This is a genomic window from Ramlibacter rhizophilus (assembly GCF_004681965.1).
GTDB classification, from domain to species: Bacteria; Pseudomonadota; Gammaproteobacteria; order Burkholderiales; family Burkholderiaceae_C; genus Ramlibacter; species Ramlibacter rhizophilus.
The window spans coordinates 105,953-130,043 of sequence record NZ_SMLL01000003.1 but is presented as its reverse complement, the minus strand read 5'-3'; the positions used below and the strand labels follow the sequence as shown (position 1 = coordinate 130,043).

The window sequence follows — 24,091 nt, the reverse complement described above, 5'->3', positions numbered from 1 at the left end:
CTTCAGGCCGTGAGCAGGCGCCGGATCGGCGCGGGCAGGCCGAGCTGCTCCCAGCGCGGTGCCGCAGCCCACTCCCCCGCGGTGGCGGGGCCGGTTGCGCCGAGCTGCACCCGTACCGGGTGCAGGTGCAGGTCCTTGTGGGTCAGCACATGCAGGAAGCCGGGCTCCTCCTCCAGCGCGGTCCCGGCCGGCACGCAGCCGCGCAGGGCCTCGAAGGAGTCGAACACCGGCAGGCAGTACAGGCCCGCCCACACGCCCGAATCAGGGCGGCGCTGCAGCCACACGGCACCGTCCCCGGTGCGGCAGGCGCGCAGCAGCCAGAGCGACTGCGCCGTGCGGCGCAGCTTTCGCGTCTTGACGGGGTAGCGTTCGGGCTCGCCCTGGCGGAAGGCCACGCATGGGGCCTGCACCGGGCAGCGGTCGCACTGCGGGCGCCGTGCCAGGCAGACGGTGGCGCCGAGGTCCATCAGGCCCTGCGTGTAGGCCGGCATGTCTGGCCCGCCCGCGGGGAGCAGTTCGTTCGCGCGGTCCCACAGGCGCCGCTCGCTGGCGGCCTGGGCCAGGTCGGCGTCGAAGCCCAGCACGCGCGTGAGCACGCGCTTGACGTTGCCGTCCAGGATGGCGACGCGCTCGCCGAAGCAGAAGGCGGCGATGGCCGCCGCCGTGGAGCGGCCGATGCCGGGCAGGGTGGCCAGGGCGGCGGCCGAGTCGGGAAACATGCCGCCGTGCTCGGTCACCACCTGCTGCGCGCAGGCGTGCAGGTTGCGCGCCCGGCTGTAGTAGCCCAGGCCGCTCCAGAGCCCGAAGACCTCGTCCAATGGCGCCGCCGCGAGCGCCCGCACGTCGGGGAAGCGCGCGAGGAAGCGCTGGTAGTAGCCCAGGACCGTGCTGACCTGCGTCTGCTGCAGCATGATCTCGGACAGCCACACGCGGTAGGGGTCGCGCGTGGCCTGCCAGGGCAGGCCGCTGCGGCCGTGCGCCTTCTGCCAGGCCACCACGCGGCCGGCGAACGCCTGCGGCAGGGAACTCATGCAGCGGCTTCGGCGCGCTCCAGCGGCGGTCGGACTTCGGCGGCAGCCGACGTGTCCATCAGGGCGCTCGTGAGCGCCGCGAGCTGCCGCACGGACTGGTCGAGCGTGGCTTCCTGCGACTCGATCTCGACGATGCGCTCGTCGAGGCCGGCGGCGGCCTGCTGGATGCGGTCCAGCGCCTCGATGCGCCGGTTGAAGTTGCGGCGGCGCTCGCGCAGCTGGCCGTCGAGCTGCGAAGCCGCCGACTTGTTCCATTGCTCCACTTCGCCCAGCGCGGACTCGTAGACGGCGCGCAGCCGGGCCGTGAGCGCGCGCACGACGCGTTCGGCGAAGGCCGGCTGGGCCATGCGCAGCATGTTGCGCACGCCCAGGTACTGCAGGTGGCTGCGCTCGATGAGGTCCAGGTCCTTGCCGAAGCGGGACAGGTCGGGCTCACGCGGGACCTGCAGCGAAAAGCCCTGCTCGGAATTGAGCTGCCTGAAGGCCGCCGCCAGCATGGCGTGGATCTCCGCGCTGGCCGCCTGCGCCTTGGCGAGCTGGCCGCGCAGGCGCTCGAAGGCCTCGGCATACGCGCGGCTCGCGCCGAGCTTGAGGCCGGGCTGGCGCAGTGTGGTCGCCAGGTCCGCCACCTGCGCGCGCACCTGCGCGGCGCCCAGCATCTCGGTGAGGTCGCGCAGCAACTTCAGGTGGATGGAGCGCACGGCATGCAGGCGCGCGCCGCTCTCGTCGAACTCGGCGCGCTCGAGTTCGATGCGCGACTGCATGTGGCGGATGACGGCCGTGTTCTTGCCACGCAGGCCCTTGAGCTCCACGCGCTGTTCGGCGAGCTCGCGCCGGCGCGCGTGCAGCGAGCGCGCCACGTCCTGGCGCAGCTCCGCGAGGCCGGCGGTGACGGCCGAACGCAGGATCCGCTGGCGCTGGCCCATGGTGCCCTGCGCCAGCGCCAGCTCCAGCTCGGGCAGGCGGCTGGCCATGAGCAGCTCGGTGTCGTTGCCCACCTTGGCGAGCAGACCCTTCTGCGCCGACACGGGAATGACGCGGCTGGCGGGCAGGCCCAGGACCTCGGCCGAGGTGTCGCGCTGGCGCTGGATCTGCGCCTCCACCTGCTCGGGCGTGCTGAGCGCGTCCCAGAGCGTGTCGATCTTGTTCAAAACCACCAGGCGCGAGTCCGCCTCGCCCGGCGCCACGGCCAGGTGCTCGCGCCAGATGGTCAGGTCCGAGCGCGACACGCCGGCGTCGGCCGCCAGGATGAACACCACCGCGTGGGCCTGCGGGATGAGGTTGACCGTGAGCTCGGGTTCGGCGCCGATGGCGTTGAGGCCCGGCGTGTCCAGCACCACCAGTCCCTGCTTCAGGAGCGGGTGGGCGATGTTGATGAGGGCATGGCGCCAGCGCGGCACCTCGATGCGGCCCGCCGCATCCACCCGCGGGTTGTCCTCGGGGGCGTCCTCGTGCCAGAAGCCCAGCTCGCGCGCTTCGTCCACCGAGACGTGGCGCACTTCGGACACCTTCTGCAGCGCCTCGGCCAGCTGCGCCGGGTCCTTCACGTCCAGCTCGATCTGCTGCCAGTGCTCGGGCAGCTGGCGCCACTCGGACAGGGCCTGCGGCTGCAGCCGCGTCTCGATCGGAAGCAGGCGCAGGCAGGCGGGCAGCTCGGGGTCCCAGCCCAGCTCGGTCGGGCACATGGTGGTGCGCCCGGCGCTGGCCGGCATGATGCGCCGCTTGTAGCCGGAAAAGAAGATGGCGTTGATCAGCTCGGACTTGCCGCGCGAGAACTCGGCGACGAAGGCCACCACCACCTTGTCCGAGCGCACCTGCTGCTCCAGCCCGCGAAGGCGGTCGGAGGTGGCGTCGTCCAGGAGTTCGTTGTCGCGCAGCCAGCTGGAAAGGTGCTTGAGCCGCAGCGCGAAATCGCGCCGCCAGAGCGTGTGCTGATCGAGCTGTGCGGTGAAGCTGGGGGTGAGCATTGGCAGGCTGCGGCGACTATAGCAGCCGGGTTGCCGACTGCCCAGCTTGTTCTTGGCTCAGACCGGGTACGTCGCCTTCAGCCGCACCCGCCAGTGCTCCGCCTGGGTGATGAACAGGTTCAGCGAGCGGAAGAAGTGGGGAAAGGAGAGCACCTGCAGCCAGAAACGCTGGCGCACGGTCACCTCGCCGCGCTCGTTCCAGTGCAGGGCGATGCTGTTGTCCCGGGTGGACTGCAGCAGCTGCATCACCTGCGGCTCGCGCAGGTCGACCACGCCCACCTGGGCGCTCAGGTCGACGGCGTTGGCGGACGGCACGGCGGCGAACTGCACGACGACATCGTCGAAGCGCACTGCGCAGCGGCCGCCGGGGCCGGGCTGCAGCCCCTGCAGGTTCAGCTGCTGAGAAAGCTGGTCGATGAGTTCGGTGAATTCCATGCCGCTGGCTCCATGGCGGAAGAAACGGAATGTAAACCGAACCGGTTCATTTTCAGCGCTGGCACTGGGGGCAGTAGTACGTCGCGCGCTGCCCCTGGCGGATCATCCGCACCGGCGTGCCGCACCGGCGGCAGGGCAGGCCCGCGCGGTCGTAGACCATGGCTTCAAGCTGGAAGTACCCGGACTCGCCGCGCGCATTGGAGAAGTCCCGCAGCGTGCTGCCCCCTTGGCGCACCGCCCTGGCCAGCACCTCGCGCACGGCGGCGTGAAGGCGCAGGGCCCGCTCGGGTCCGATGCGCGAGGCGCGCGTGGTCGGCCGGATGCCGGCGAGGAAGAGGGCCTCCGAGGCGTAGATGTTGCCCACGCCCACCACCACGTCGCCGGTCAGCAGCACCTGCTTGATGGGCGCCCGGCGCTGCTTCAGCGCGGCATGGAAGGCGGCCGGATCGAAGTGCTCGCCCAGGGGCTCCACGCCCAGCCGCCCGAGCAGCTTGAGCGCCTCCGGCGCCGCCTCGCCACCCGCGTACACCACGGCGCCGAAACGCCGCGGATCGTGCAGGCGCAGCACGCCCTGGGTGGTGGCGAGGTCGAAGTGGTCGTGGGGGCCGGGCTCGGGATGGTCCGGCGCGAAGGAGAGGCTGCCGGACATGCCCAGGTGCAGCAGCAGGATGCCCTGGTCCAGGTCGATGAGCAGGTACTTGCCGCGGCGACGCACGCCACACACCGTCCGGCCGGCCAGCTCGGCCGGCTCGCAGCCCAGCGCCCAGCGCAACGGCTTGCCGATTCGCGCCGAAAGGATGCGCGCGCCGGTGATCCGGTCGGCAAAACTCAGGCGAGTGACCTCGACTTCCGGCAGTTCAGGCATGGCGGCGAAAGGCGCCGATTATGATGGCCCGAATGAGCTTTCTTCCCCGTCTTGGCGCGGTCGCGCTGGCGCTGTTGGCCGCGTCACAGGCCGCCTGCGCGCAGGGCAACGCGCCCGCTTCGCCACCATCACGGCCCGCGGCGGCCGCGCCGCAACCCACTTCGAGCCCGGGCCCTGCCGCCGCCGCGGCCGCAGCCGGCGGCGGACTCGGCGCGGAGCTGTTCTACCAGCTGCTCCTGGGCGAACTCAACGCCCGCAGCGACGACCCCGGCATGGGGTTCTCGCTGGTGCTCGACGCGGCCCGCAAGACCAACAACCCGGAGCTGTACCAGCGGGCGGTCGAGATCGCCTTCCAGTCGCGCGCCGGCGAATCCGCGCTGCAGGCGGCCCGGGCCTGGAAGCAGGCCCATCCCGGCTCGCGCGAGGCGAACCGCTACGTGCTGCAGATCCTGCTGGCGCTCAATCGGGTTCCCGAGAGCCTGGAGCCGCTCCGGTCGGAGCTGAGCCTCGCCCCCGCCAGCGAGCGAGCGGCGGTGCTGGCCGCCCTGCCCCGCCTCTATGCCCGCGTGAGCGACAAGAAGCAGGCCGCGGCCGTGGTCGAACAGGCGCTGGCCGAGTGGACCGCGCGCGAGCAGACCCGCGCCTCGGCCTGGACCGCCCTGGGCCGCGTGCGGCTTGCCGCCGGCGACACGCCCGGTGCGGTGACCGCCGCGCAGCGCGCGCACTCGGCCGACCCGTCAGCCGAGGGTCCCGCCCTCCTCGCCCTGGAACTCATGGACCCGAAGGAACCGCAGGCCGAGGCCATGGTGCTGCGCTACCTGGCCGGGCCCAAGGCCTTGCCCGAGCTGCGCATGGCCTACGCCCGCGTCCTGCTGGACGCGCAGCGCGCGCCGGAAGCCGTGGGCCAGCTGCAGCAGATCACCACCGAGCGCCCCGAGTTTCCGGAGGCCTGGCTGGTCCTGGGCGCGCTGCAGGTGCAGCAGAACCGGCTGGAGGAGGCCGACGCCGCGTTCAAGCGCTACCTGGAGCTCGCACGCGCCGCCGAGGGCAGCGGCGAGGAGCGCGCGCGCGGGCGGGCCCAGGCCTACCTGGGACTGGCGCAGGTGGCGGAGAAGCGCCAGGACCTGGCACAGGCCAACGCCTGGCTGGACCGCATCGAGAACCCACAGGAACTGGTGGCGGCGCAGACCCGGCGCGCCTCCATCATGGCGCGCCAGGGTCGACTGGAGGACGCGCGCGAGCTGCTTCGCGGCCTGCCCGAGCGCACGCCGGCCGAGGCGCGCACCAAGCTCATGGCACAGGTGCAGCTGCTGCGCGAGAACCGCCAGTACAAGGCCGCCCAGGCGCTGCTGCAGGAGGCGAGCGCAAAGGAGCCAGCGGACGCCGAGCTGCTCTACGACTGGGCCATGCTGGCCGAGAAGATGGGCGACCACGCCGAGGCCGAGCGCCTCCTGCGCAAGGCCATCGAGCTCAAGCCGGATTTCCACCACGCCTACAACGCGCTGGGCTATTCGCTGGCCGATCGCAACCAGCGCCTGCCCGAGGCCAAGCGCCTGATCCAGAAGGCCCTGGAGTTCGCGCCCGGCGACCCCTTCATCACGGACAGCCTGGCCTGGGTGGAGTACCGCATGGGCAACCAGGCCGAGGCCTTGCGCCTCCTGGAGCGCGCCTTCCGCCAGCGGCCCGATGCGGAGATCGCCGCCCACCTGGGCGAGGTGCTCTGGAGCATGGGGCAGCGCGAGCGGGCCCAGGCGGTCTGGCGCGAGGGCCTGATGGTCGACCGCGAGAACGAGACCCTCCAGCAGACGCTCAAGCGCCTGCAGGTCACCCCGTGATCCCCTTGGGCGCACCGATGCGCCTGGGCCTCTGGCTGCTGCTGGCGTGCCTCTTCACCGTGCTCGCCGGCTGTGCAAGCCGCCTGCGCGCGCCCTCCGCGGAAGCGGCCGAGCTGCCCCGCTGGAGCGGCCGCCTGGCCGTGCGCGTGGACAGCGAACCGCGCCAGTCCGTCTCCGCGGGCTTCGAGCTGCGCGGCTCGCCCGAACGCGGCGAGCTCGCGCTGTTCACCCCGGTCGGCAGCACGGCCGCCGTCCTGAGCTGGGCGCCCGGACTTGCGGTGCTGCGCGAGAGCGGCGGCGAGCCGCGGGGCTTTCCCTCGCTGGAGGCGCTGATCACGCACGCGCTGGGCACGCAGGTTCCGGTCGAGACCCTCTTCGACTGGCTCCGGGGGCGCCCGGGCCAGGCCGAAGGGTGGCAGGCCGACCTGTCGCGGCATGCCGAGGGCCGGCTGGTCGCGCGCCGCGATTCACCCGCGCCGCCCGCCGAACTGCGCATCGTCCTCGAAACGCCATGAAGGCCTTCCACGACCTTCCGGCGCCGGCCAAGCTGAACCTTTTCCTGCACGTGACCGGCCGGCGCGCGGACGGCATGCACCTGCTGCAGTCGGTCTTCATGCTGATCGACTGGCACGACACCCTGCACATCGAACGCCGGCCCGGCGGCGCCCTCAGCCGCGAGGACCTGGGCGCCGCCCTGCCGCCGCAGGACCTGTGCCTGCGCGCGGCCGCTGCGCTGCAGCAGGCCACGGGCTGCCGCGAGGGCGTGCACATCGCCATCGACAAGCGCATTCCGGCGGAGGCCGGCATGGGCGGCGGCTCCTCGGATGCGGCGACCTGCCTGCTGGCGCTCAATCGCCTCTGGAACCTCGGGCTCGACCTGCCGGCGCTGGAACGCATCGGCCTGTCACTGGGCGCGGACGTGCCCTTCTTCCTGCGGGGACGCAATGCCTGGGTCGAAGGCATCGGCGAACGCATCACGCCCATCGAGCTGCCGCCGGTACGCTGCGTGGTGCTCAAGCCGCAGCAAGGCCTGGCGACCGCGAAAATCTTTTCCGACGCCCAGCTAAACCGGTCCAGCGAGCCTGCTATACTCACGGGCTTTGCTGCAGGGCCTTACGACTTCGGTCGCAATGACCTGCAACCGGTTGCCCAGAGGCTTTGCCCCGGCATCTCCGAAGCCCTCGGGTGGCTGGAGTCGCAAGGCTGGCAGGGCAGGATGACCGGCTCAGGCAGTGCGGTGTTCGCCATCCTCGGGGAGGGCGAGCCGGCCCGAAAGAGCGATGCGCTGGCCACTTCGGCCCTCACGCCGCCACCGGGCATGCAACTGAGGATCTGCAGCAATCTGCCGGCGCACCCCCTGCGGGGCTGGGCAGGCAGCGACAGTTCAAGGGTGGAAGGCTGAACGGCCTTCCACCTGTGTAGGGGAGTCGCCAAGTTGGTTAAGGCACCGGATTTTGATTCCGGCATGCGAGGGTTCGAGTCCTTCCTCCCCTGCCAAACCGCCGTCGGCACGCTGCAGTTGCCGGGGCACGCGGCGCGGCGTGCCGGTCACGTGCGGCGACGGTAAGAGCGACACAGGCAAGGCGCGACGCAGTGGCCGTGTGTCGCTCACCGCACTCCAGGCTCAAACGTTTCACATCGCTGGCTCCGCAATGCAGGCTGCTCCTTCCCCCGACTTCATGGTCTTCACGGGCAACGCCAACCCGAAGCTGGCGGCCGAGATCGCCGACCACCTCAAGATCTCGCTGGGCGCGGCCACCGTGGGGCGCTTTTCGGACGGCGAGGTCACCGTCGAGATCAACACCAACGTTCGGGCGCGCGACGTCTTCGTCATCCAGCCCACCTGCGCGCCCACCAACGACAGCCTGATGGAACTGCTGATCATGGTCGACGCGCTCAAGCGCGCCTCGGCCGAGCGCATCAGCGCCGTCATCCCCTACTACGGCTACGCCCGCCAGGACCGCCGGCCCCGCTCGTCGCGGGTGCCCATTTCGGCCAAGGTCGTGGCCGACCTGCTGCAGACCGTGGGCGTCTCGCGGGTGCTCACCATGGACCTGCACGCCGACCAGATCCAGGGCTTCTTCGACATTCCGGTCGACAACATCTACGCCTCGCCCGTGCTGCTGGCGGACCTGCGCCAGCAAAACTACAACGACCTCATCGTGGTCTCGCCCGACGTCGGCGGTGTGGTGCGCGCGCGGGCCCTGGCCAAGCAGCTCGGCTGCGACCTGGCCATCATCGACAAGCGCCGGCCCAAGGCCAACGTGAGCGAGGTCATGCACGTCATCGGCGAGATCGACGGCCGCAACTGCGTGATCATGGACGACATGATCGACACGGCCGGCACGCTGGTCAAAGCGGCCGAGGTCCTCAAGGAGCGCGGCGCGCGCAGCGTCTACGCCTACTGCACCCACCCCATCTTCTCGGGCCCGGCCATCGAGCGCATCTCCAAGGGCGAGGCCCTGGACGAAGTGGTCGTGACCAACACCATCCCCCTGACCGACGGCGCCCGCGCCTGCACCAAGATCCGCCAGCTGAGCGTCGCGCCGCTGATCGCCGAGACGATCCAGCGCATCGCCAAGGGCGAGTCGGTCATGAGTCTGTTCTCGGACCAGGACAACCTGTTCTGAGGCACAAGCCGCCCGCCGCCTGCGGCGGGCATTTCCAGCATTGGCATCACACTGGTCGCGGTGGGTGCCGATCGAAACCGGCAGCGCCAGGGCGCTGCACAAGGAGCCAGTCATGAAATTCGTCGCTTTCGAGCGCGCCAAGCAGGGAACGGGTGCGAGCCGCCGTCTGCGCAACACGGGCAAGACGCCCGGCATCGTCTACGGTGGCGAAGGCCAGCCCCAGCTGATCGAGCTCGATCACAACGCGCTGTGGCACGCCCTGAAGAAGGAAGCCTTCCACTCGTCCATCCTGGACATGGAAGTGGACGGCAAGAGCAGCAAGGTGCTGCTGCGCGACGTGCAGTACCACCCGTTCAAGCAGCTGGTCCAGCACGTGGACTTCCAGCGCGTGGACGCCCGCACCCGCCTGCAGAACAACGTGCCGGTCCACTACAAGGGCGAGGCCGAGTCCGATGCCGTCAAGCTGGATCACTGCGTGGTCAACCACGTGATCTCCGAGCTGGTGATCTCCTGCCTGCCCGGCGACCTGCCCGAATTCATCGAGGTGGACCTGTCCGGCCTGAAGAAGGGCATGTCCCTGCACCTGGAAGACATCAAGCTGCCCAAGGGCGTGTCGGCCGTCACGCGCGGCAAGAAGAACCCGGTGCTGGTGTCGGTGGTCGCACAGGCTGCCGAAGAAGCGCCTGCGGCTGAAGCCGCTCCCGCGCCGGAGCCCGCCAAGGGCAAGGGCAAAGGCAAGAAGTAAGCCCCAGAGCCTGCCGCCGCGGCAGGCCTCGATGGTGAAACGGCCCGCCCATCGCGGGCCGTTTCGTTTCTGGCAAGCCTCGCAGGCAGCCACGGGCGCGTGCGGGGATTTCGTCTCTAATAGCCGCCATGATCAAGCTGTTCGTGGGCCTGGGCAATCCCGGGACCGAGTACGAGGGAACGCGCCACAACGCCGGCTTCTGGTGGGTCGATGCGTTGGCGCGCGAGCTGCGCCTGCAACTGGCCCCCGACCGCCACTACCAGGGCCTGCTCGCGCGGGGCAGCGTGCACGGGCAGGCCGTGTGGCTGCTGCAGCCGCAGACCTTCATGAACCTCTCCGGCCGCTCGGTGGCCGCGCTCGCGCGCTTCTACAAGATTGCGCCGCAGGACATCCTGGTCGCCCACGACGAACTCGACGTCGTGCCCGGCCAGGCCAAGCTCAAGTTCGGTGGCGGCCACGGCGGCCACAACGGCCTGCGCGACATCCATGCCCAGCTGGGCACCGCGGACTACTGGCGCCTTCGCATCGGCATCGGGCATCCGGGCGTGAAGTCCGAGGTCACCGACTGGGTGCTCAGGAAGCCCGCACCGGACCAGCGCAGTGCCATCGAGGACTGCATCGCGCGCACGCTGAAGGCCGCACCGGCCCTGCTGGCCGGCGAGATGGAAAAGGCCACGCTGCTGGTCCACACGCACAAGCCGCCCCGGCCCAAGCCGCCGCGCGCGGACGTGCCCCCGGCGGCCGACGGCTGATCGCCCACGCATTGAGGAGGAGATGGATGAAGCCGCGAACCACCCTTGCCATCGCGCTGCTGGCCAGCACCCCCGCCTGGGGGCAGGCCATCTACCGCTGCGGCAACACCTACGCCGACCGGCCCTGCCCCGGCGCCCGCGCCGTGGAGGCCGCGGACGAGCGCCTGCCGGAGCAGCGCGCGCAGTCCGAGCGCGCGGCGCAGCGTGACGCCCGCCTGGCCGACACGCTGGAGCGGGACCGACTGCGCGCGGAAAAGCGGGCGCAGGCGCTGCGGCCGGTGACGGTGAAGGTGCGCTCGCGCACGGAGCCCGCGCGGGACGACAGCGAGTTCGATTTCGCGGATGACCTCTCGCTGCGCGACCAGCCCTTCGTTGCCCGCGTGCCGCGTACCGCGGGCGACACCCGCCCCGGCAAGGGCAGGACGGGCAAACCCTCGGACTCGAAGCACCCGCGCTGAGCCCCCGGGCGCTAGCATCGCAGGGCCATGCGCCTGCTGATGCACCTCTTCGCCTTCATCCATGGGGTGGTCGCACTCCTTTTCACGATGGCAGCCGGTGCGCTCATCGTCATCGCCTTTCGCGTGGCCTGGGTCGCGCTGCAGGCGGACGGCTTCGGCAAGGACGCGGCGCAGGAGGTGATCGAGGCCATCGGCTACCTCGCTGCCGCGGTGCTGGCGCTTCAGATGTCGCAGACCATCGCGGAAGAGGAGATCGTGCGCGGCGCCAACGTGAGCGGCCCCACGCGCGTGCGGCGCTTCCTCTCGCGTTTCTTCGTGGTGATCGTGGTTGCGCTGGCGATCGAGGGGCTGGTGGCCGTCTTCAAGGCGGTGCACGAGGACATGGAACGACTCATGTACGCCGGCGCGGTTCTGGCGGCCACCGGCGTGCTGCTTGCGGCCTGGGGCGTCTTCGTTCGCCTGAACCGCGCGGCCGAGGAGCTGGAGCCCGAGGCGATGCAGCGGGCCAAGCAGGAAGACCGCAAGTTCGAGGAAGTGACCGAAGGCTCAGCCTCGTGAGGCGGGGTCGGACAGGCGCTGGAACTTGCGCCAGAGCGAGTCGCGGTCCTCGATGCGATCGGGGTTGACCGGGATGCAGGCCACCGGGCAGACCTGCACGCACTGCGGCTCGTCGAAGTGACCCACGCACTCGGTGCACTTGTCCGGATCGATCTGGTAGATCTCGGGGCCCAGCGAGATCGCCTCGTTCGGGCACTCGGGCTCGCAGACGTCGCAGTTGATGCATTCGTCGGTGATCATCAGCGCCATGCGAAAGTACTCCCGGGAACAAGTCTGGCATTATCCCGCGCGCCATGAGCCTGTTCCTGGTCAAGCGCTTCATCACCCTGCTCGCGACGCTGGTTGGCACCTCGGTCGTCGTGTTCCTGGTGCTGGAGGTGCTGCCCGGCAACGCGGCCCAGGTGCTGATGGGGCCGGACGCCTCCCCCGAGGCCGTGGCAGCCCTGGCCGCCAAGCTGGGCCTGGACCAGCCGGCCTTTTCCCGCTACCTGCACTGGATCTCGGGCCTGCTTCGAGGCGACATGGGCCTGAGTTACGCCTACAGCACGCCGGTCGGTGAGCTGGTGCGCGAGCGCCTGCTGCTCACGGTGCCCCTGGCGGTGCTCGCCATGACCCTCACCATCGCGCTGGCGCTGGGTGCCGGCGTCTATGCCGCCGCCCGCCACAACAAGGCGGGGGACGTGGGCGTCATGGGCCTCACGCAGCTGGGCATCGCCATTCCGAACTTCTGGTTCGCCATCCTGCTGATCCTGCTGTTCTCGGTGCACCTGCAGTGGTTCTCCGCCGGCGGTTTCCCGGGCTGGGACGCCGGGCTGTGGGAAGGCCTGCGTTCCCTGATGCTGCCGGCGCTGTCGCTCGCGGTGGTGCAGTCGGCCATCCTCGCGCGCATCACGCGCTCGGCGGTGCTGGAGGTGCTGCGCGAGGACTTCGTGCGCACCGCTCGCGCCAAGGGCGTGTCGCAGCGCGGCGTGCTGTGGGGGCATGTGCTGCGCAACGCGATGATCCCGGTGGTCACCGTGATGGGCCTGCAGTTCGCCGAGCTGCTGGCCGGCACCATCGTGGTCGAGAGCGTGTTCTACCTGCCAGGCCTGGGGCGGCTGATTTTCCAGTCCATCGCCAACCGCGACCTGATCGTGGTGCGCAACTGCGTGATGCTGCTCGCGGCCATGGTGGTGGTCGTCAACTTCGTGGTGGACCTGCTGTACGCGGCCATCGATCCGCGCGTGAAGGCGAGCGACATATGAGCGCAGGCACCCGGCCGAGCACGCCATCCCCGCGCGACGGCGTGCCGCATCCGGCTTCCCCGGCCGCGGGCGCCGGTGCCGGGGCAGGCGGCGGACCGGGCGGGGACATCGCACCCGTCCAGCCCGGCGCCGCACCGGTGCACGACTTCCGCCGCCGGGCAATGCGCCACCCCAGCTTCGTCGCGGGCGCGGTGCTCACCGCCTTGCTGGTGCTCGCGGCCCTGCTGTCCTTCGTCTGGACCCCGCACGACCCCTATGACGTGGACATGTCGCTGCGCCTGCTGCCCCCCGGCGGCGCGCACTGGCTCGGCACCGATCCCTACGGGCGCGACCTCGTCTCGCTGCTGCTGGTAGGGGCTCGCGCGTCCATCGTGGTGGGCGTGATCGCGGTGGGCATCGGCCTTCTCGCCGGCACGGCGCTGGGCCTGCTGGCCTCGGCCCTGCGCGGCTGGGTGGAGGAGGCCATCATGCGCGTGGCCGACTTCGGCTTCGCCTTCCCGGCCATCCTCTCGGCCATCATGCTCACCGCGGTGTTCGGCCCGGGGATGGTCAACGCCATCATCGCCATCGGCATCTACAACATCCCCACCTTCGCGCGCATCACGCGCGCCTCGGCCAACGCGGTGTGGGCGCGCGAGTTCGTGCTGGCGGCCCGGGCCTGCGGCAAGGGGCGCCTGGGCATCACGCTGGAGCACGTGCTGCCCAACATCGCCTCGGTGCTGATCGTGCAGGCGACGATCCGCTTCGCCATCGCCATCCTGGCCGAGGCCGCCCTGTCCTACCTGGGCCTGGGCACGCAGCCGCCGCAGCCCTCCTGGGGCCGCATGCTGAGCGAGGCGCAGACGCTGCTTTTCCAGGCGCCGCTGCTCGCGGTGTTCCCGGGCCTGGCCATCGCGGCCGCGGTGCTCGGCCTCAACCTGCTGGGCGACGGGCTGCGCGACCTGCTCGACCCCAAGCTCTCGCGCCGCCGCTGATGCTGGACGTCCGCCACCTCACCATCGAGCTTTCCACGCCCCGCGGCCCGGCCCGCGCCGTGCGCGACCTGAGCTTCAGCCTGGCGCGGGGCGACACGCTGGGGCTGGTGGGCGAATCGGGCTGCGGCAAGTCCATGACCGCGCTGGCGCTCATGGGGCTGCTGCCGGAGAACGCGCGCGTCACCGGCAGCATCCGCCTGGCCGGCCAGGAGCTGGTGGGCCTGCCGGACCGGGCGCTTGCGGGCCTGCGCGGCGACCGCATCGGCATGGTGTTCCAGGAGCCCATGACGGCCCTGAACCCCGTCCACACCGTGGGCCGGCAGGTGGCCGAGCCGCTGCGGCTGCACCGCGGCCTGTCCTCGCGCCAGGCGCGCAGCGAGGCCATCGCCCTGCTCGAACGCGTGGGCATCGCCGATGCCGCCCGCCGCGCCGACGCCTATCCGCACCAGTTCTCCGGCGGCCAGCGCCAGCGCATCACCATCGCCATGGCGCTGGCCTGCGGGCCGGACCTGCTCATCGCCGACGAGCCCACCACTGCGCTGGACGTGACCATCCAGAAGCAGATCCTGGACCTGCTGCGCGAGCTGGTGGCCGAGCGCGGCATGGCGCTCATCCTGGTCTCGCACGACCTGGGCGTGATCGCGCGCAACGTCGCGCGCGTGATGGTCATGTACGGCGGCACGGTGGTCGAGAACGGCCCCACGGCCGCCGTCTTCGCACGCCCCGCGCATCCCTACACCCTGGGCCTCTTCGGCGCCCGCCCGGGGCTGGCCGGCCAGCCCCGCCAGCGGCTGGTGACCATCCCCGGCACCGTGCCGGAGCTGCCCGACCTGCCGCCCGGCTGCCCCTTCGCGGGCCGCTGCGCCTACACCGTGCCGGATTGCCACGCCGGATTGCCCCCACCTGTCACGGTGGCCCCGGACCACCAGGCGCGCTGCATCCGCCTCGACGCCGTCGCGGCCGACCCCGCAAGGCGCCGCACGGAGACCCCGGCATGACCGAGCCGCTGCTGCAGGTCGAGGGCCTGGCCAAGGACTACGTGCTGCCGCGCGAGCGCCTGCTGCAGCCGCCGCCGCGCCTGTCGGCCCTGCGTGGCGTGAGTTTCACCATCGAGGCCGGGCGCAGCCTGGGCATCGTGGGCGAATCGGGTTCGGGCAAGTCCACGCTCGCGCGCCTGGTGATGGCCCTGGACGTGCCCACCGCCGGTCGCGTGCGCTTCCAGGGGCGCGAGCTGCACGCCTTGCCGCGCGAGGACCTGCGCCGGGCCCGGCGCGACTTCCAGATGGTGTTCCAGGACCCCTACGGATCGCTGGACCCGCGCCAGTCCATCGAGCGCATCGTCACCGAGCCCTTGCGGGCGCTGGACGAGGCCTCGCGCGCCGAGCGGCGCCGGCAGGCGGCCGAGGTGCTGGAGTCGGTGGGCCTGCGGGCCTCGGACCTGGCCAAGTACCCGCACGAGTTCTCGGGCGGCCAGCGCCAGCGCATCGCCATCGCGCGGGCGCTGATCACGCGGCCGCGCCTCATCGTCGCCGACGAGCCGGTGAGCGCCCTGGACGTTTCCGTGCAGGCGCAGGTGCTCAACCTCATGCAGGACCTGCAGGCGCAGTTCGGCGTCACCTACATGCTGATCAGCCATGACCTGGCGGTGGTGCACCACCTGTGCGACGAGGTCGCCGTGCTGTGGCAGGGGCAGATCGTGGAGCAGGGGCCGTCGCAGCGCCTGTTCAGCGAGCCGAGCCACCCCTACACGCGCAGCCTGCTCGACGCCATCCCCGAGCCACCGGCCGCGCCATGAGGAAACCCCCATTGCCGTCCACCGCCGCGCCAGCCGATCATGCCCCGCGGCTGAACCTTTCCAGCGGTTCACGATTCCCATCCAGCCCATCCCTTCCGAGGAGCCTTGTTCCATGAAACGACGCAGCCTGCTCACCCACTCGGCCTCGCTGGCCGCCCTGGCCACCCTGCCCGCCGGCGTGCTGGCGCAAGGCAAGAAGAACACGCTCACCCTGGCCATGGCGCTGGAGCCGCCGGGGCTGGACCCGACCGCCGGCGCCGCCTCCGCCATCGCGGAGATCACCCTCTACAACGTCTACGAGACGCTCACCAAGATCAACCCCGACGGCACGGTGAGCCCGCTGCTGGCTGAAAGCTGGGAAGTCTCGCCCGACCTGCGCACCTACACCTTCAAGCTGCGCAAGGGGGTGAAGTTCCACAACGGCGTGCCCTTCGACGCCCACACCGCCAAGTTCTCCTTCGAGCGCGCCGGCGCGGAGAAAAGCACCAACAAGGACAAGCGCACCTTCGCGGCCATGGAGACCGTGCGCGCCGTCGATGACCACACCCTGGTCATCGTCAACAAGGAGCTGGACCCGGACATGCTGTTCCTGCTCGGCCAGGCCACGGCCATCATGGTCGAGCCCAAGAGCGTGGACAGCAACGCCACCAAGCCGGTGGGCACCGGCCCCTACGTGCTGGAGAACTGGGTCAAGGGCTCCTCCGTCACGCTGCGCAAGTGGCCCGAGTACCGCAACGCCGACCAGATCAAGATCGAGCGGGCCACCTTCCGCTTCATCTCCGACCCGGCGGCGCAGATGGCGGCGCTCCTGGCCGGCGACGTGGACGTCTTCCAGCGCGTGACGCCGCGCAGCGTGCCGCAGCTCAAGGGCAACCCGCGGTTCCAGGTGCTGGTCGCGGGATCGCGCGCCAAGACCATCCTGGCCATGAACAACAAGAAGAAGCCGCTGGACGACGTGCGCGTGCGCCGCGCCATCGCGGCCGCCATCGACCGCAAGGCCGTGATCCAGGGCGCCGGCGACGGCTACGGAGCGCCCATCGGCAGCCACTACGTCCCGGGCGCCTTCGGTTACGTGGACACCACCGGCGTGAACCCCTACGACCCCGACAAGGCCCGCGCCCTGCTCAAGGAAGCGGGCATCACGACGCCGCTGGAGCTGACCATCGTGCTGCCGCCGCCGCCCTACGCGCGCCAGGGTGGCGAGGTGATCGCCTCCATGCTGTCCAAGGTGGGCATCAACGCCAGGCTGCAGAACGTGGAGTGGGCGCAGTGGCTCTCCAACGTCTACGGCAACAAGAACTACGACATGACCATCATTTCCCACGTCGAGCCCTTCGACCTGGGCAACTTCGGCAAGCCGGGCTACTACTGGAACTACGAGAACCCCAAGTTCGTCGAGCTGTACGACAAGTACAAGAACGCGCCGCGCCCGCAGGACCGCGCCAAGCTGCTGGCCGATATCCAGCGCCTCATCGCCGAGGACAGCGTGCACGCCTTCCTGTACCAGCCGCAATGGGTCACGGTGGCCAACCGCAACGTGAAGGGTCTCTGGAAGGACATGCCCATCTTCGTGAACGACCTGTCCGCCATCTCCTGGTCCTGATCGGCGTGGGCGCACTGCACGAGCTGTCGGCCGCCGAACTGGTGGCTGCCTACCGCGACCGGGCCGTCTCGCCGGTGGAGGCCACGCGCGCGGTGCTGGACCACATCGCGGCCTGGGAGCCGCGGCTCCATGCCCTCTACCTGCCGCGGCCCGAAGCCGCCCTGGCAGCGGCCCGTGAGAGCGAAGCCCGCTGGCGTCGCGGCGAGCCGCTCGGGCCCATCGACGGCGTGCCGATCACGCTCAAGGACAACATCGCCACGCGGGGCGACCCCACCCCCCTGGGCACGCGGGCCGTGCCGCTCTCGCCCGCGCAGGCCGACGCGCCCCCCGCCGCGCGCGTTCGCGAAAGCGGCGCGGTGCTGCTGGCCAAGACCACCATGCCCGACTACGGCATGCTGTCCTCGGGCCTGTCGAGCTTCCACGCACTCGCGCGCAACCCCTGGGACCTGCGCAAGACGCCCGGCGGCTCCAGCGCCGGCGCCGGCGCGGCGGCGGCGGCCGGCTACGGGCCGCTGCACGTGGGCACGGACATCGGCGGGTCGCTCCGCCTGCCGGCGGGCTGGTGCGGCATCTTCACGCTCAAGCCGAGCCTGGGCCGCGTGCCCATCGACCCCCCCTACACCGGCCGCGCGGCCGGGCCCATGACGCGCACGGTCGCGGACTCGGCGCTGCTCATGCAGGTACTCAGCCGCCCCGACGCACGCGACAGCATGAGCCTGCCCTGGCAGGACATCGCCTGGGGCGAGTTCGACGCCGCTCCCGAACGCCTTCGCGGCCTGCGCATCGGCCTGCTGCTCGACGCCGGCTGCGGCCTGCCCGTGCAGCCGGCGGTCCGTGCCGCCGTGGAGGACGCCGCACGCGCCTTCGAGCGCGCCGGTGCCGTCGTCGAAGCCATGCCGCCCTTCTTCACCCGCGCCATGCTCGACGGCATGGACCACTTCTGGCGCATGCGCTCGCATGTGGACATGAAGGCGCTGCCCGAGGACGCCCGCGCACAGGTGCTGCCCTACATCCGCCAGTGGGCCGACAGCGCCGCCGGCCTTTCCGCAGACGCCATGTTCCGCGCCGCGAGCCAGTTCCACGCCACGCGCGTGGCCACGGTTGCCGCCTGCGCGCCCTTCGACTACGTCCTCTCGCCCACCTCGCCGGTGGTGGCCTTCGAGGCCGAACTGCCCTCGCCCACCAACGACCCGCTGCGGCCGCTGGAGCACATTGCCTTCACCGTTCCCTTCAACATGTCCGAGCAGCCGGCCGCCTCCATCAACTGCGGCTACACCGACGAGGGCCTGCCCATCGGCCTGCAGATCGCCGGCCGTCGCTTCGACGACCTGGGCGTGCTGAAGGTGGCCCGTGCCTGGGAACGCATTCGCGAGCCGCAGCGGCCCTGGCCCACGCCGCTGATCGAAGGCTAGGACACGGGGACCCGCCCATGCCCGCCGCACGCAGCGACAGCCTCGGCAACCCGCTCACGGGCTGCGACAGCGACGCGGCCCTGGCGGCCGTGAACGACTTCGTCGAGGGCTTCATCGCCTGCGAGTCGCGGGCCGTCCACGTGCTTGCCTGCGCACAGGAAGACGAGAGCCCGCTCGTGCAGGCCTATGCCGCCGCCGTGCACATGTTCGCCGAGACGCCCGAGGCGCCGCACCACGCACAGCCCTTCCTGGCGCGTGCACAGGCCGGCGCGCAGCAGGCCACCGACCGCGAGCAGCGCTTCATCGCCGCCGTGGCGGCCTGGGTCGCGGGCGACACCCGGCGCGCCGCGGACCTCCACGAGGAACAGGCGCGCCTGCACCCGCGTGACCTGGCCTCGGTCAAGCTGGGGCAGTACCACCGCTTCAACGCCGGCGACGCGCCGGGCCTGCTGCGCCTGGCGCTTCACGCCGCGCCCGCCTGCGCGGACGTGCCCTTTCTGCACGGCATGCTGGCCTTCGGCTGGGAGCAGTGCCATGCGCTGGAGCAGGCCGAGGCCGCTGCGCGGCGCGCCATCGCGCTGCGCCGCAAGGAGCCCTGGGCCCACCACGCGCTGGCGCACGTGCTGCTCACGCAGGGCCGGATCGCCGAAGGCCACGCCTTCCTCGCCGAGATGAGCGAAACCTGGGTCGGCCTGAACTCCTTCATGGTCACGCACAACTTCTGGCACCAGGCGCTGTTCGCGCTGGAGCTGGACCGGCCCGAGGAGGTGCTGGCCCTGTACGACCGGCAGGTGTGGGCGCACGAGAAGGGCTACAGCCAGGACCAGGTCAATGCGGTCTCCCTGCTCGCGCGCCTGGAGCTGGCCGGCTGGGACGTGGGACCGCGCTGGCACGAGCTCGGCGAGTTCCTCGCGCCCCGGACGGCGGACCAGGTCCTGCCCTTCCTGGACCTGCATTACCTCTACGGCCTCGCCCGCGCCGGCCGGACCGAGGCCGAGGTGCTGCTGCGCCACCTGGAACGCCATGCGCAGGCCGAAGGCGGCGTGTGGATGCAGGTCGCCCTGCCCGCCGCGCGCGGCCTGCTGGCGCACGCGCAGGGGCGCTTCCCCGAAGCGGCCGAGGCACTCGGCGGCGCCCTGCCCCGGCTCACCGCCATCGGCGGCAGCCATGCGCAGCGCGACCTGTTCGAGCAGCTGCACCTGGACGCCCTGCGGCGTGCCGGCGCGCTCTCCGGCGCCCAGCACCTGCTGCAGCAGCGGCTGCGGGCCACGCCCGAGTCCCTGCGCCTGCGGCGCCAGGCCCGTGCGCTCTACGAATGCCTGGGGCTCGCGGCGGTGGCGCCGGTGTTCGGCGCATGAAGGCCCGCCTCGTGCTGCTGCCGGGCCTGGCCGGCGATGCGACGATGTGGCGGGACCAGCTGCTGGGGCTGGCCCCATGGCACCCGGAGGTCAGCGACGTGCACATGCGCGAGGACAGCATCGCGGCCATGGCGGCCTTGCTGCTGCAGGAACACGAGGGCCCGCTCACCCTCTGCGGCGCGTCCATGGGCGGCATGATCGCGCTGGAAGCTGCCCGCCAGGCGCCAGAGCGCGTGCGCGGGCTGGCCCTCCTCGGCACCACCGCGCGGCCCGAGACACCCGACATGCGCAGCCTGCGTGAAGCCGCCATCGAGCTGTTCGAACAGGGCCGCATGGAGGAGGTGATCGAGCCCAACCTGCACTTCGCCTTCCACCCCGATCACGCCAGGGATCCGGCCCTGGTAGGCCGCTACCTGGGATTCGTGTACCGGGCCGGTGCGCAGCAGCTCGCCCGGCAGAACCGCGCCGTGACGCTGCGGCCCGACGCGCGGCCGCACCTGCCGGCGCTCGCCTGCCCGGTCCTGGTGATGTGCGGCGAGGACGACGCGCTCACGCCCCTGGAATGCTCCCGGGAGATTCACGCCGCTGTGCCCGGCGCCGTGCTGCACACGGTGCCCTGCTGCGGGCACATGCTGACCATGGAGCAGCCGGCCCGCGTCAACGCGGCGCTGGCCGACTGGCTGCGCGCGACCGAGCGCTGAAGCGGCGCGCCTACTTCTTCTCGCCCGCCGTGCCTTCCGTGCCCGCGCCCTGGGCCGGCATGGTGGCGCCGGAACCCAGGGTGCCGGTGCGCGAGCTCTCGCCCGGGGTGCCGGTGCTGCCAGCGGCGGCCGGCGGCTCCTTCAGGGTGCTGCTTGCCGGCGTGGCCGCCCCCGCACCCATGGCACTGGTGCCGGAGGTGGTCGGCACATAGGCCTGAGCCACGGCGGAGTGGGTCTGCATCAGGGCGTCGTTGGCCTGCTTGATCGCGTTGTTGCGGGCGTCACCGGCCGGCAGCTTGGCCATGGACTGGATGGAGTCGCGCAGCGAGTCGGCGGCCTGCATCAGCTTGCGCACCGACTCGTCGTAGGTGGTGGTGGACACGCCCGGTGCATTGCGCAGGTTCTCCGGCAGGGCCAGCATGGCCTCGTGCGTTTCGTTCAGCGCCTGTTGGGTCTGGCGGATCGCGCCCACGCGCTCGGAGCCCTCGGGCTTGCTCTGCATGGCCTGGATGGATTCGCGCAGGCGGTTGGCGGCCTGTTGCAGCTTCTCCACGGCCTGCTGCTCGGCGGCGGACAGCGGGGCGCCCGGTCCGGCGCCTGGAGCCTGCGTGCTCGCACTGGGCGTGCCGGACGTGGTGGTGTCCGAGCTGGTGCTGCCCGAAGTGGTCTGCGCTGCGGCGATGCCGGCGCCCAGGAGCAGGGATGCGAGAAGCGGGATGTGCTTGGATGTCATGGCCATTCCTTTGCTGTCAGTCGGAACTAGCCGGCAAGCGGTGCTCGCGGCACGCCCTTGCGGCTTCGGAAAGGTCCGATCATCCGAAGCCGACCTCAGGTGGATGCAGCCGGATGTAAGGCTGCCGGCCGGAAGCCGGCATGCCGCCGCCAGTGATGGGCCGGAAATTTACATGCCGTGGCCGCAGGCAAGACCGCGTTTCAATCGCGACCGAGGCTTCGCACCTTCTGCATCAGGCGCGCCTGCACCAGGGGCGAGACGAACTTGTCGATTTCGCCGCCCAGCACCGCGATCTCGCGCACGAAGGTGCTGCTGATGAACTGGTACTTGTCGCTGGGCGTGAGGAAGACGGTCTCCACCTCGGGCATGAGGCTGCGGTTCATGCCGGCGAGCTGGAATTCGTAGTCGAAGTCGGTGACGGCGCGCAGGCCGCGCACCATGGCCTTGCCGCCGCGTGCCACCACGAAGTCGCGCAGCAGGCCGGAGAAGCTCTCCACTTCCACCTGCGCATAGTCCTTGACGACCTCGCGCGCCATCTCGATGCGCTCCTGCAGCGTGAACATGGCCTTCTTGTGGTGCCCCGCCGCCACCGCCACGATGACCTTGGGAAAGAGCTGCGTGGCGCGGCGCACCACGTCCTCGTGGCCGAGCGTCATGGGATCGAAGGTGCCGGGATAGACGGCGATCACGGGCTGGCCCATGGTTGTCTCCTGCAGGCGGGCCGGTGGCAGCCCGCCCTGTGTGGCGAAATGTTGCGGTGCATTATGACGGCCGCACGGCCAGGCGCAGCAAGTGCGCGTGCACGGCACCGGCGCGCAGGTAGCGGTGCGGCTGCAGGCCCAGCGGAGCCAGTTGCGCCTCGGTCCAGGCCGTGGGCGCCTCCAGGTACAGCCAGCCTTCGCTGCGCAGGGCGGGTGCCGCGGCGGCCAGGGCCTTCTCATGCAGCGGGGCATCGAAAGGCGGATCGAGCAGGACCAGGTCCTGGCTGCGTGCGGGCAGGCCCTGCAGCACGGTGAGGGCGTTGCCGCGCTGCACCTGGACCTGCGCCTGCGCCTGCAGCCGCTGGACCAGGGCGCGCAGCGAATCGACCTGCTGCGGCTCCTGCTCCACGAGCAGCACGTGCTGCGCGCCGCGCGAGGCGGCCTCCAGTCCAAGGACGCCGCTGCCGGCGAAGGCGTCCACCACCTGCCAGCCGGCGAGGTCCTGTCCCAGCCAGTTGAACAGCGTTTCGCGCACGCGGTCCGGGGTGGGCCGCAGGCCCGGCCGGTCGGCCACGGGAAGACGGGTGCGCTTCCAGAGGCCGCCGATGATGCGGACCTCCTGCGGAAGGCGCGCGCCGGCGACGCCAGGGCGCGGACGCGAAGCCGGACGAGACGGGGAAGTGGCCATGGCGCGCAGCTTATCGCCACGGCACGGCCGCTTCGGGCCGCGAAGCCGCAAAAAAAAGAACGCGGCACGTGCCGCGTTCAAACTGCCTTCTTGCTCCCTGGTCACCATTCCTGGCTGGCGCCGGAACCTTGGTGTGACAGAACGCCGTGATTTTCTACGCTTGGGCTGGCCGAGGCGGACAGCGGGCTGACAGCGTTGACAGGGTTCATCGGCTGGCGGCCGCGCCTGCAGCGCCCAGCGTGACGACCGCCATGCGATCGGGCTGCAAGGCACGCTGGAAGGCCGAGCGCACGTCCGCGGCGCTGAGCGCGCGCACGCGGTCCTGCCAGGTGTCCAGGTAGTCGAGCGGCAGCTCGTGCCAGGCGATCGCCGCCAAGTTGCCGAGCAGCTTGGCGTTGCTGTCCAGGCGCAGCGCGAAGCTGCCCACCATGTAGTCCTTGGCGGCCGCGAGCTCCTGCGCGGTGGGGCCCTGCGCCACGAAGCGCTCGATGACCTCGCGCACGACGGACACCGCCTGGCCCGCCTGGTCGGGCCGGGTCTGCAGGCCGACCGTGAAGGCGCCGGCATGGCGGCCGGGCGCGAAGTGGCTGGAGACGCTGTACGACAGGCCCCGCTTCTCGCGCACCTCGGTGGACAGGCGCGAGACGAAGCCGCCGCCGCCCAGGATGTAGTTGCCCACCAGCAGCGGGAAGTAGTCGGGGTCGTCGCGGCGGACGCCGGGTTGGCCGAGCAGCACATGGGCCTGCGCCGACTCGAAGGGAATGTCCAGGCGCACGGGCTGGGTCAGCGGCGGCACCTCGGCCACGGACGGCAGCGGTTCGCAGCGCTGCCCCTGCGGCAGCAGCGACAGCATCCGGCGGGCGAGCTGGTCGGCCTGCGCCCGGTCCACCGCGCCCACGATGCTGACCTTGGCCCGGCACGGCTGCAGGTAGCGGGCATGGAAGCGCCGCATGTCGTCCACCGAGATGGCGGCCAGCGTGGACTCGGTCACCTCCCAGCCGTAGGGATGGCCGCCATAGACCGCGGCCCGGTAGGCCTTGCCCGCCACCGTGCCGGGGCGGGTGTTGGCTTCGCGGATGGCCGCGACCGCGCGTTCGCGATCGCGCTGCCACACGTCGGAGGGATAGGCGGGCTGCCCCAGCTGGCGCGCCGCGAGGTTGACCGCGCGCGACAGCACGGCCGGGTCGCTCAGGGACCGCAGGGTGAAACTCATGCGGTCGCTGCCGGCCGAGCCGCCGAAGCCGGCGCCGAGGTCGGACCAGGCTTCGCTGAGCTGGTTCTCGTCCAGCGCCGATTCATAGGGGCCGTCCGCCGCGCCGTCCTGGCGCCGGATGCCGCTGGCGGTCTGGCTGGCCGTCGCGTTGGCCAGGCCGACCTGCCCCGCCGGCTCGCGCCGCGAGCCGGCATCGAAGTCGATCTGCACGTCCACCATGGGCAGCGAGGGCGATTCGACGAGGTAAACCTTGGCGCCGCTGTCCTGCACCCAGTGCTGGATCGGCAGCGCCGCCAATGCCGGAGCGCCAGCCAGGAGCGAGAGCGCGATGAAGAGGCCCTGGCCTGCATGGGCCAGCGCACGGAAGCTTGTCACGGGGATTCTGTTCATGGG

General features: G+C 71.2%; 25 protein-coding genes and 1 tRNA gene. 17 read left to right on the top strand and 9 right to left on the bottom strand.

Going from position 1 to position 24,091, the window contains the following annotated elements:
- Positions 1-2: 2 nt before the first annotated feature.
- From mutY to mutM, 4 genes are read right to left on the bottom strand one after another with little or no spacing between them, the layout of a single operon-like run.
- Positions 3-1,031 (bottom strand): A/G-specific adenine glycosylase, encoded by a 1,029-nt coding sequence (gene mutY / locus EZ242_RS07080; RefSeq protein WP_135284445.1) that lies wholly within the window; start codon positions 1,029-1,031, stop codon positions 3-5.
- Positions 1,028-2,998, bottom strand: a complete 1,971-nt coding sequence (locus EZ242_RS07075; RefSeq protein ID WP_135284444.1) for a dynamin family protein — start codon at positions 2,996-2,998, stop codon at positions 1,028-1,030. The genes mutY and EZ242_RS07075 overlap by 4 nt, the downstream gene beginning before the upstream one ends.
- A gap of 57 nt (positions 2,999-3,055) precedes the next feature.
- Positions 3,056-3,433, bottom strand: a complete 378-nt coding sequence (locus EZ242_RS07070) for a type III secretion system chaperone (protein ID WP_135284443.1) — start codon at positions 3,431-3,433, stop codon at positions 3,056-3,058.
- Between the two features lie 52 nt (positions 3,434-3,485).
- The gene (mutM, locus tag EZ242_RS07065; protein ID WP_135284442.1) at positions 3,486-4,298 is read right to left on the bottom strand and encodes a bifunctional DNA-formamidopyrimidine glycosylase/DNA-(apurinic or apyrimidinic site) lyase; all 813 of its coding nucleotides are present in this window, start codon (positions 4,296-4,298) and stop codon (positions 3,486-3,488) included.
- Positions 4,299-4,330: 32 nt separating this feature from the next.
- Between mutM and EZ242_RS07060 the strand changes: the two genes are divergently transcribed.
- From EZ242_RS07060 to EZ242_RS07020, 9 genes are all read left to right on the top strand, one after another.
- A complete protein-coding gene (locus EZ242_RS07060) occupies positions 4,331-6,133 on the top strand; it encodes a tetratricopeptide repeat protein (RefSeq protein ID WP_135284441.1) in 1,803 nt (600 codons plus the stop codon).
- On the top strand, positions 6,130-6,648 hold the full coding sequence (locus tag EZ242_RS07055; protein ID WP_240787014.1) for a lipoprotein insertase outer membrane protein LolB: 519 nt from the start codon (positions 6,130-6,132) through the stop codon (positions 6,646-6,648). The genes EZ242_RS07060 and EZ242_RS07055 overlap by 4 nt, the downstream gene beginning before the upstream one ends.
- A complete protein-coding gene (gene ispE, locus EZ242_RS07050) occupies positions 6,645-7,535 on the top strand; it encodes a 4-(cytidine 5'-diphospho)-2-C-methyl-D-erythritol kinase (protein WP_135284440.1) in 891 nt (296 codons plus the stop codon). The genes EZ242_RS07055 and ispE overlap by 4 nt, the downstream gene beginning before the upstream one ends.
- 18 nt (positions 7,536-7,553) lie before the next feature.
- A tRNA-Gln gene (locus EZ242_RS07045) sits at positions 7,554-7,630 on the top strand.
- Between the two features lie 155 nt (positions 7,631-7,785).
- Positions 7,786-8,763 carry a ribose-phosphate pyrophosphokinase gene (locus EZ242_RS07040; RefSeq protein ID WP_135284439.1) on the top strand — a complete coding sequence of 326 codons (978 nt, stop codon included), beginning with the start codon at positions 7,786-7,788 and terminating at the stop codon, positions 8,761-8,763.
- Positions 8,764-8,875: 112 nt separating this feature from the next.
- On the top strand, positions 8,876-9,508 hold the full coding sequence (locus EZ242_RS07035) for a 50S ribosomal protein L25/general stress protein Ctc (protein WP_135284438.1): 633 nt from the start codon (positions 8,876-8,878) through the stop codon (positions 9,506-9,508).
- A gap of 128 nt (positions 9,509-9,636) precedes the next feature.
- Positions 9,637-10,260 carry an aminoacyl-tRNA hydrolase gene (gene pth / locus EZ242_RS07030; RefSeq protein WP_135284437.1) on the top strand — a complete coding sequence of 208 codons (624 nt, stop codon included), beginning with the start codon at positions 9,637-9,639 and terminating at the stop codon, positions 10,258-10,260.
- 26 nt (positions 10,261-10,286) lie between these two features.
- Positions 10,287-10,718 carry a hypothetical protein gene (locus tag EZ242_RS07025; protein WP_135284436.1) on the top strand — a complete coding sequence of 144 codons (432 nt, stop codon included), beginning with the start codon at positions 10,287-10,289 and terminating at the stop codon, positions 10,716-10,718.
- Positions 10,719-10,745: 27 nt separating this feature from the next.
- Positions 10,746-11,276 carry a hypothetical protein gene (locus EZ242_RS07020; RefSeq protein ID WP_135284435.1) on the top strand — a complete coding sequence of 177 codons (531 nt, stop codon included), beginning with the start codon at positions 10,746-10,748 and terminating at the stop codon, positions 11,274-11,276.
- On the opposite strand, the gene EZ242_RS07015 is transcribed toward EZ242_RS07020, so the two are convergent.
- On the bottom strand, positions 11,265-11,525 hold the full coding sequence (locus tag EZ242_RS07015; RefSeq protein ID WP_135284434.1) for a YfhL family 4Fe-4S dicluster ferredoxin: 261 nt from the start codon (positions 11,523-11,525) through the stop codon (positions 11,265-11,267). The genes EZ242_RS07020 and EZ242_RS07015 overlap by 12 nt on opposite strands.
- Before the next feature lie 44 nt (positions 11,526-11,569).
- Between EZ242_RS07015 and EZ242_RS07010 the strand changes: the two genes are divergently transcribed.
- The 8 genes from EZ242_RS07010 to EZ242_RS06975 all read left to right on the top strand — a co-directional run bounded on the left by EZ242_RS07010 (position 11,570) and on the right by EZ242_RS06975 (position 20,363).
- Entirely contained in the window at positions 11,570-12,520 is a 951-nt protein-coding gene (locus tag EZ242_RS07010) for an ABC transporter permease (RefSeq protein WP_135284433.1), read from the top strand.
- Positions 12,517-13,494 (top strand): ABC transporter permease, encoded by a 978-nt coding sequence (locus EZ242_RS07005; protein WP_135284432.1) that lies wholly within the window; start codon positions 12,517-12,519, stop codon positions 13,492-13,494. The genes EZ242_RS07010 and EZ242_RS07005 overlap by 4 nt, the downstream gene beginning before the upstream one ends.
- Positions 13,494-14,492, top strand: coding sequence for an ABC transporter ATP-binding protein (locus tag EZ242_RS07000; protein ID WP_135284431.1), 999 nt, complete (start codon positions 13,494-13,496; stop codon positions 14,490-14,492). The genes EZ242_RS07005 and EZ242_RS07000 overlap by 1 nt, the downstream gene beginning before the upstream one ends.
- Positions 14,489-15,289, top strand: coding sequence for an ATP-binding cassette domain-containing protein (locus tag EZ242_RS06995; RefSeq protein WP_135284430.1), 801 nt, complete (start codon positions 14,489-14,491; stop codon positions 15,287-15,289). The genes EZ242_RS07000 and EZ242_RS06995 overlap by 4 nt, the downstream gene beginning before the upstream one ends.
- 112 nt (positions 15,290-15,401) lie before the next feature.
- Positions 15,402-16,892: an ABC transporter substrate-binding protein gene (locus tag EZ242_RS06990; protein WP_135284429.1), complete on the top strand. Its 1,491-nt coding sequence runs from the start codon at positions 15,402-15,404 to the stop codon at positions 16,890-16,892.
- Between the two features lie 5 nt (positions 16,893-16,897).
- Positions 16,898-18,304, top strand: coding sequence for an amidase (locus EZ242_RS06985; RefSeq protein ID WP_135284428.1), 1,407 nt, complete (start codon positions 16,898-16,900; stop codon positions 18,302-18,304).
- Between the two features lie 17 nt (positions 18,305-18,321).
- Entirely contained in the window at positions 18,322-19,662 is a 1,341-nt protein-coding gene (locus tag EZ242_RS06980) for a tetratricopeptide repeat protein (protein ID WP_135284427.1), read from the top strand.
- Positions 19,659-20,363 carry an alpha/beta fold hydrolase gene (locus EZ242_RS06975; protein WP_135284426.1) on the top strand — a complete coding sequence of 235 codons (705 nt, stop codon included), beginning with the start codon at positions 19,659-19,661 and terminating at the stop codon, positions 20,361-20,363. The genes EZ242_RS06980 and EZ242_RS06975 overlap by 4 nt, the downstream gene beginning before the upstream one ends.
- Positions 20,364-20,373: 10 nt before the next feature.
- Here the strand turns inward: EZ242_RS06975 and EZ242_RS06970 are convergent, their stop codons facing one another.
- The 4 genes from EZ242_RS06970 to EZ242_RS06955 form a co-directional block, all read right to left on the bottom strand.
- Positions 20,374-21,096: a hypothetical protein gene (locus EZ242_RS06970; protein WP_135284425.1), complete on the bottom strand. Its 723-nt coding sequence runs from the start codon at positions 21,094-21,096 to the stop codon at positions 20,374-20,376.
- Between the two features lie 200 nt (positions 21,097-21,296).
- Positions 21,297-21,797, bottom strand: a complete 501-nt coding sequence (gene coaD, locus EZ242_RS06965) for a pantetheine-phosphate adenylyltransferase (protein WP_135284424.1) — start codon at positions 21,795-21,797, stop codon at positions 21,297-21,299.
- Positions 21,798-21,858: 61 nt separating this feature from the next.
- Positions 21,859-22,485, bottom strand: coding sequence for a 16S rRNA (guanine(966)-N(2))-methyltransferase RsmD (gene rsmD / locus EZ242_RS06960; protein ID WP_135284423.1), 627 nt, complete (start codon positions 22,483-22,485; stop codon positions 21,859-21,861).
- Between the two features lie 205 nt (positions 22,486-22,690).
- Positions 22,691-24,088 carry a M16 family metallopeptidase gene (locus tag EZ242_RS06955; protein WP_135284422.1) on the bottom strand — a complete coding sequence of 466 codons (1,398 nt, stop codon included), beginning with the start codon at positions 24,086-24,088 and terminating at the stop codon, positions 22,691-22,693.
- Positions 24,089-24,091: the final 3 nt, after the last annotated feature.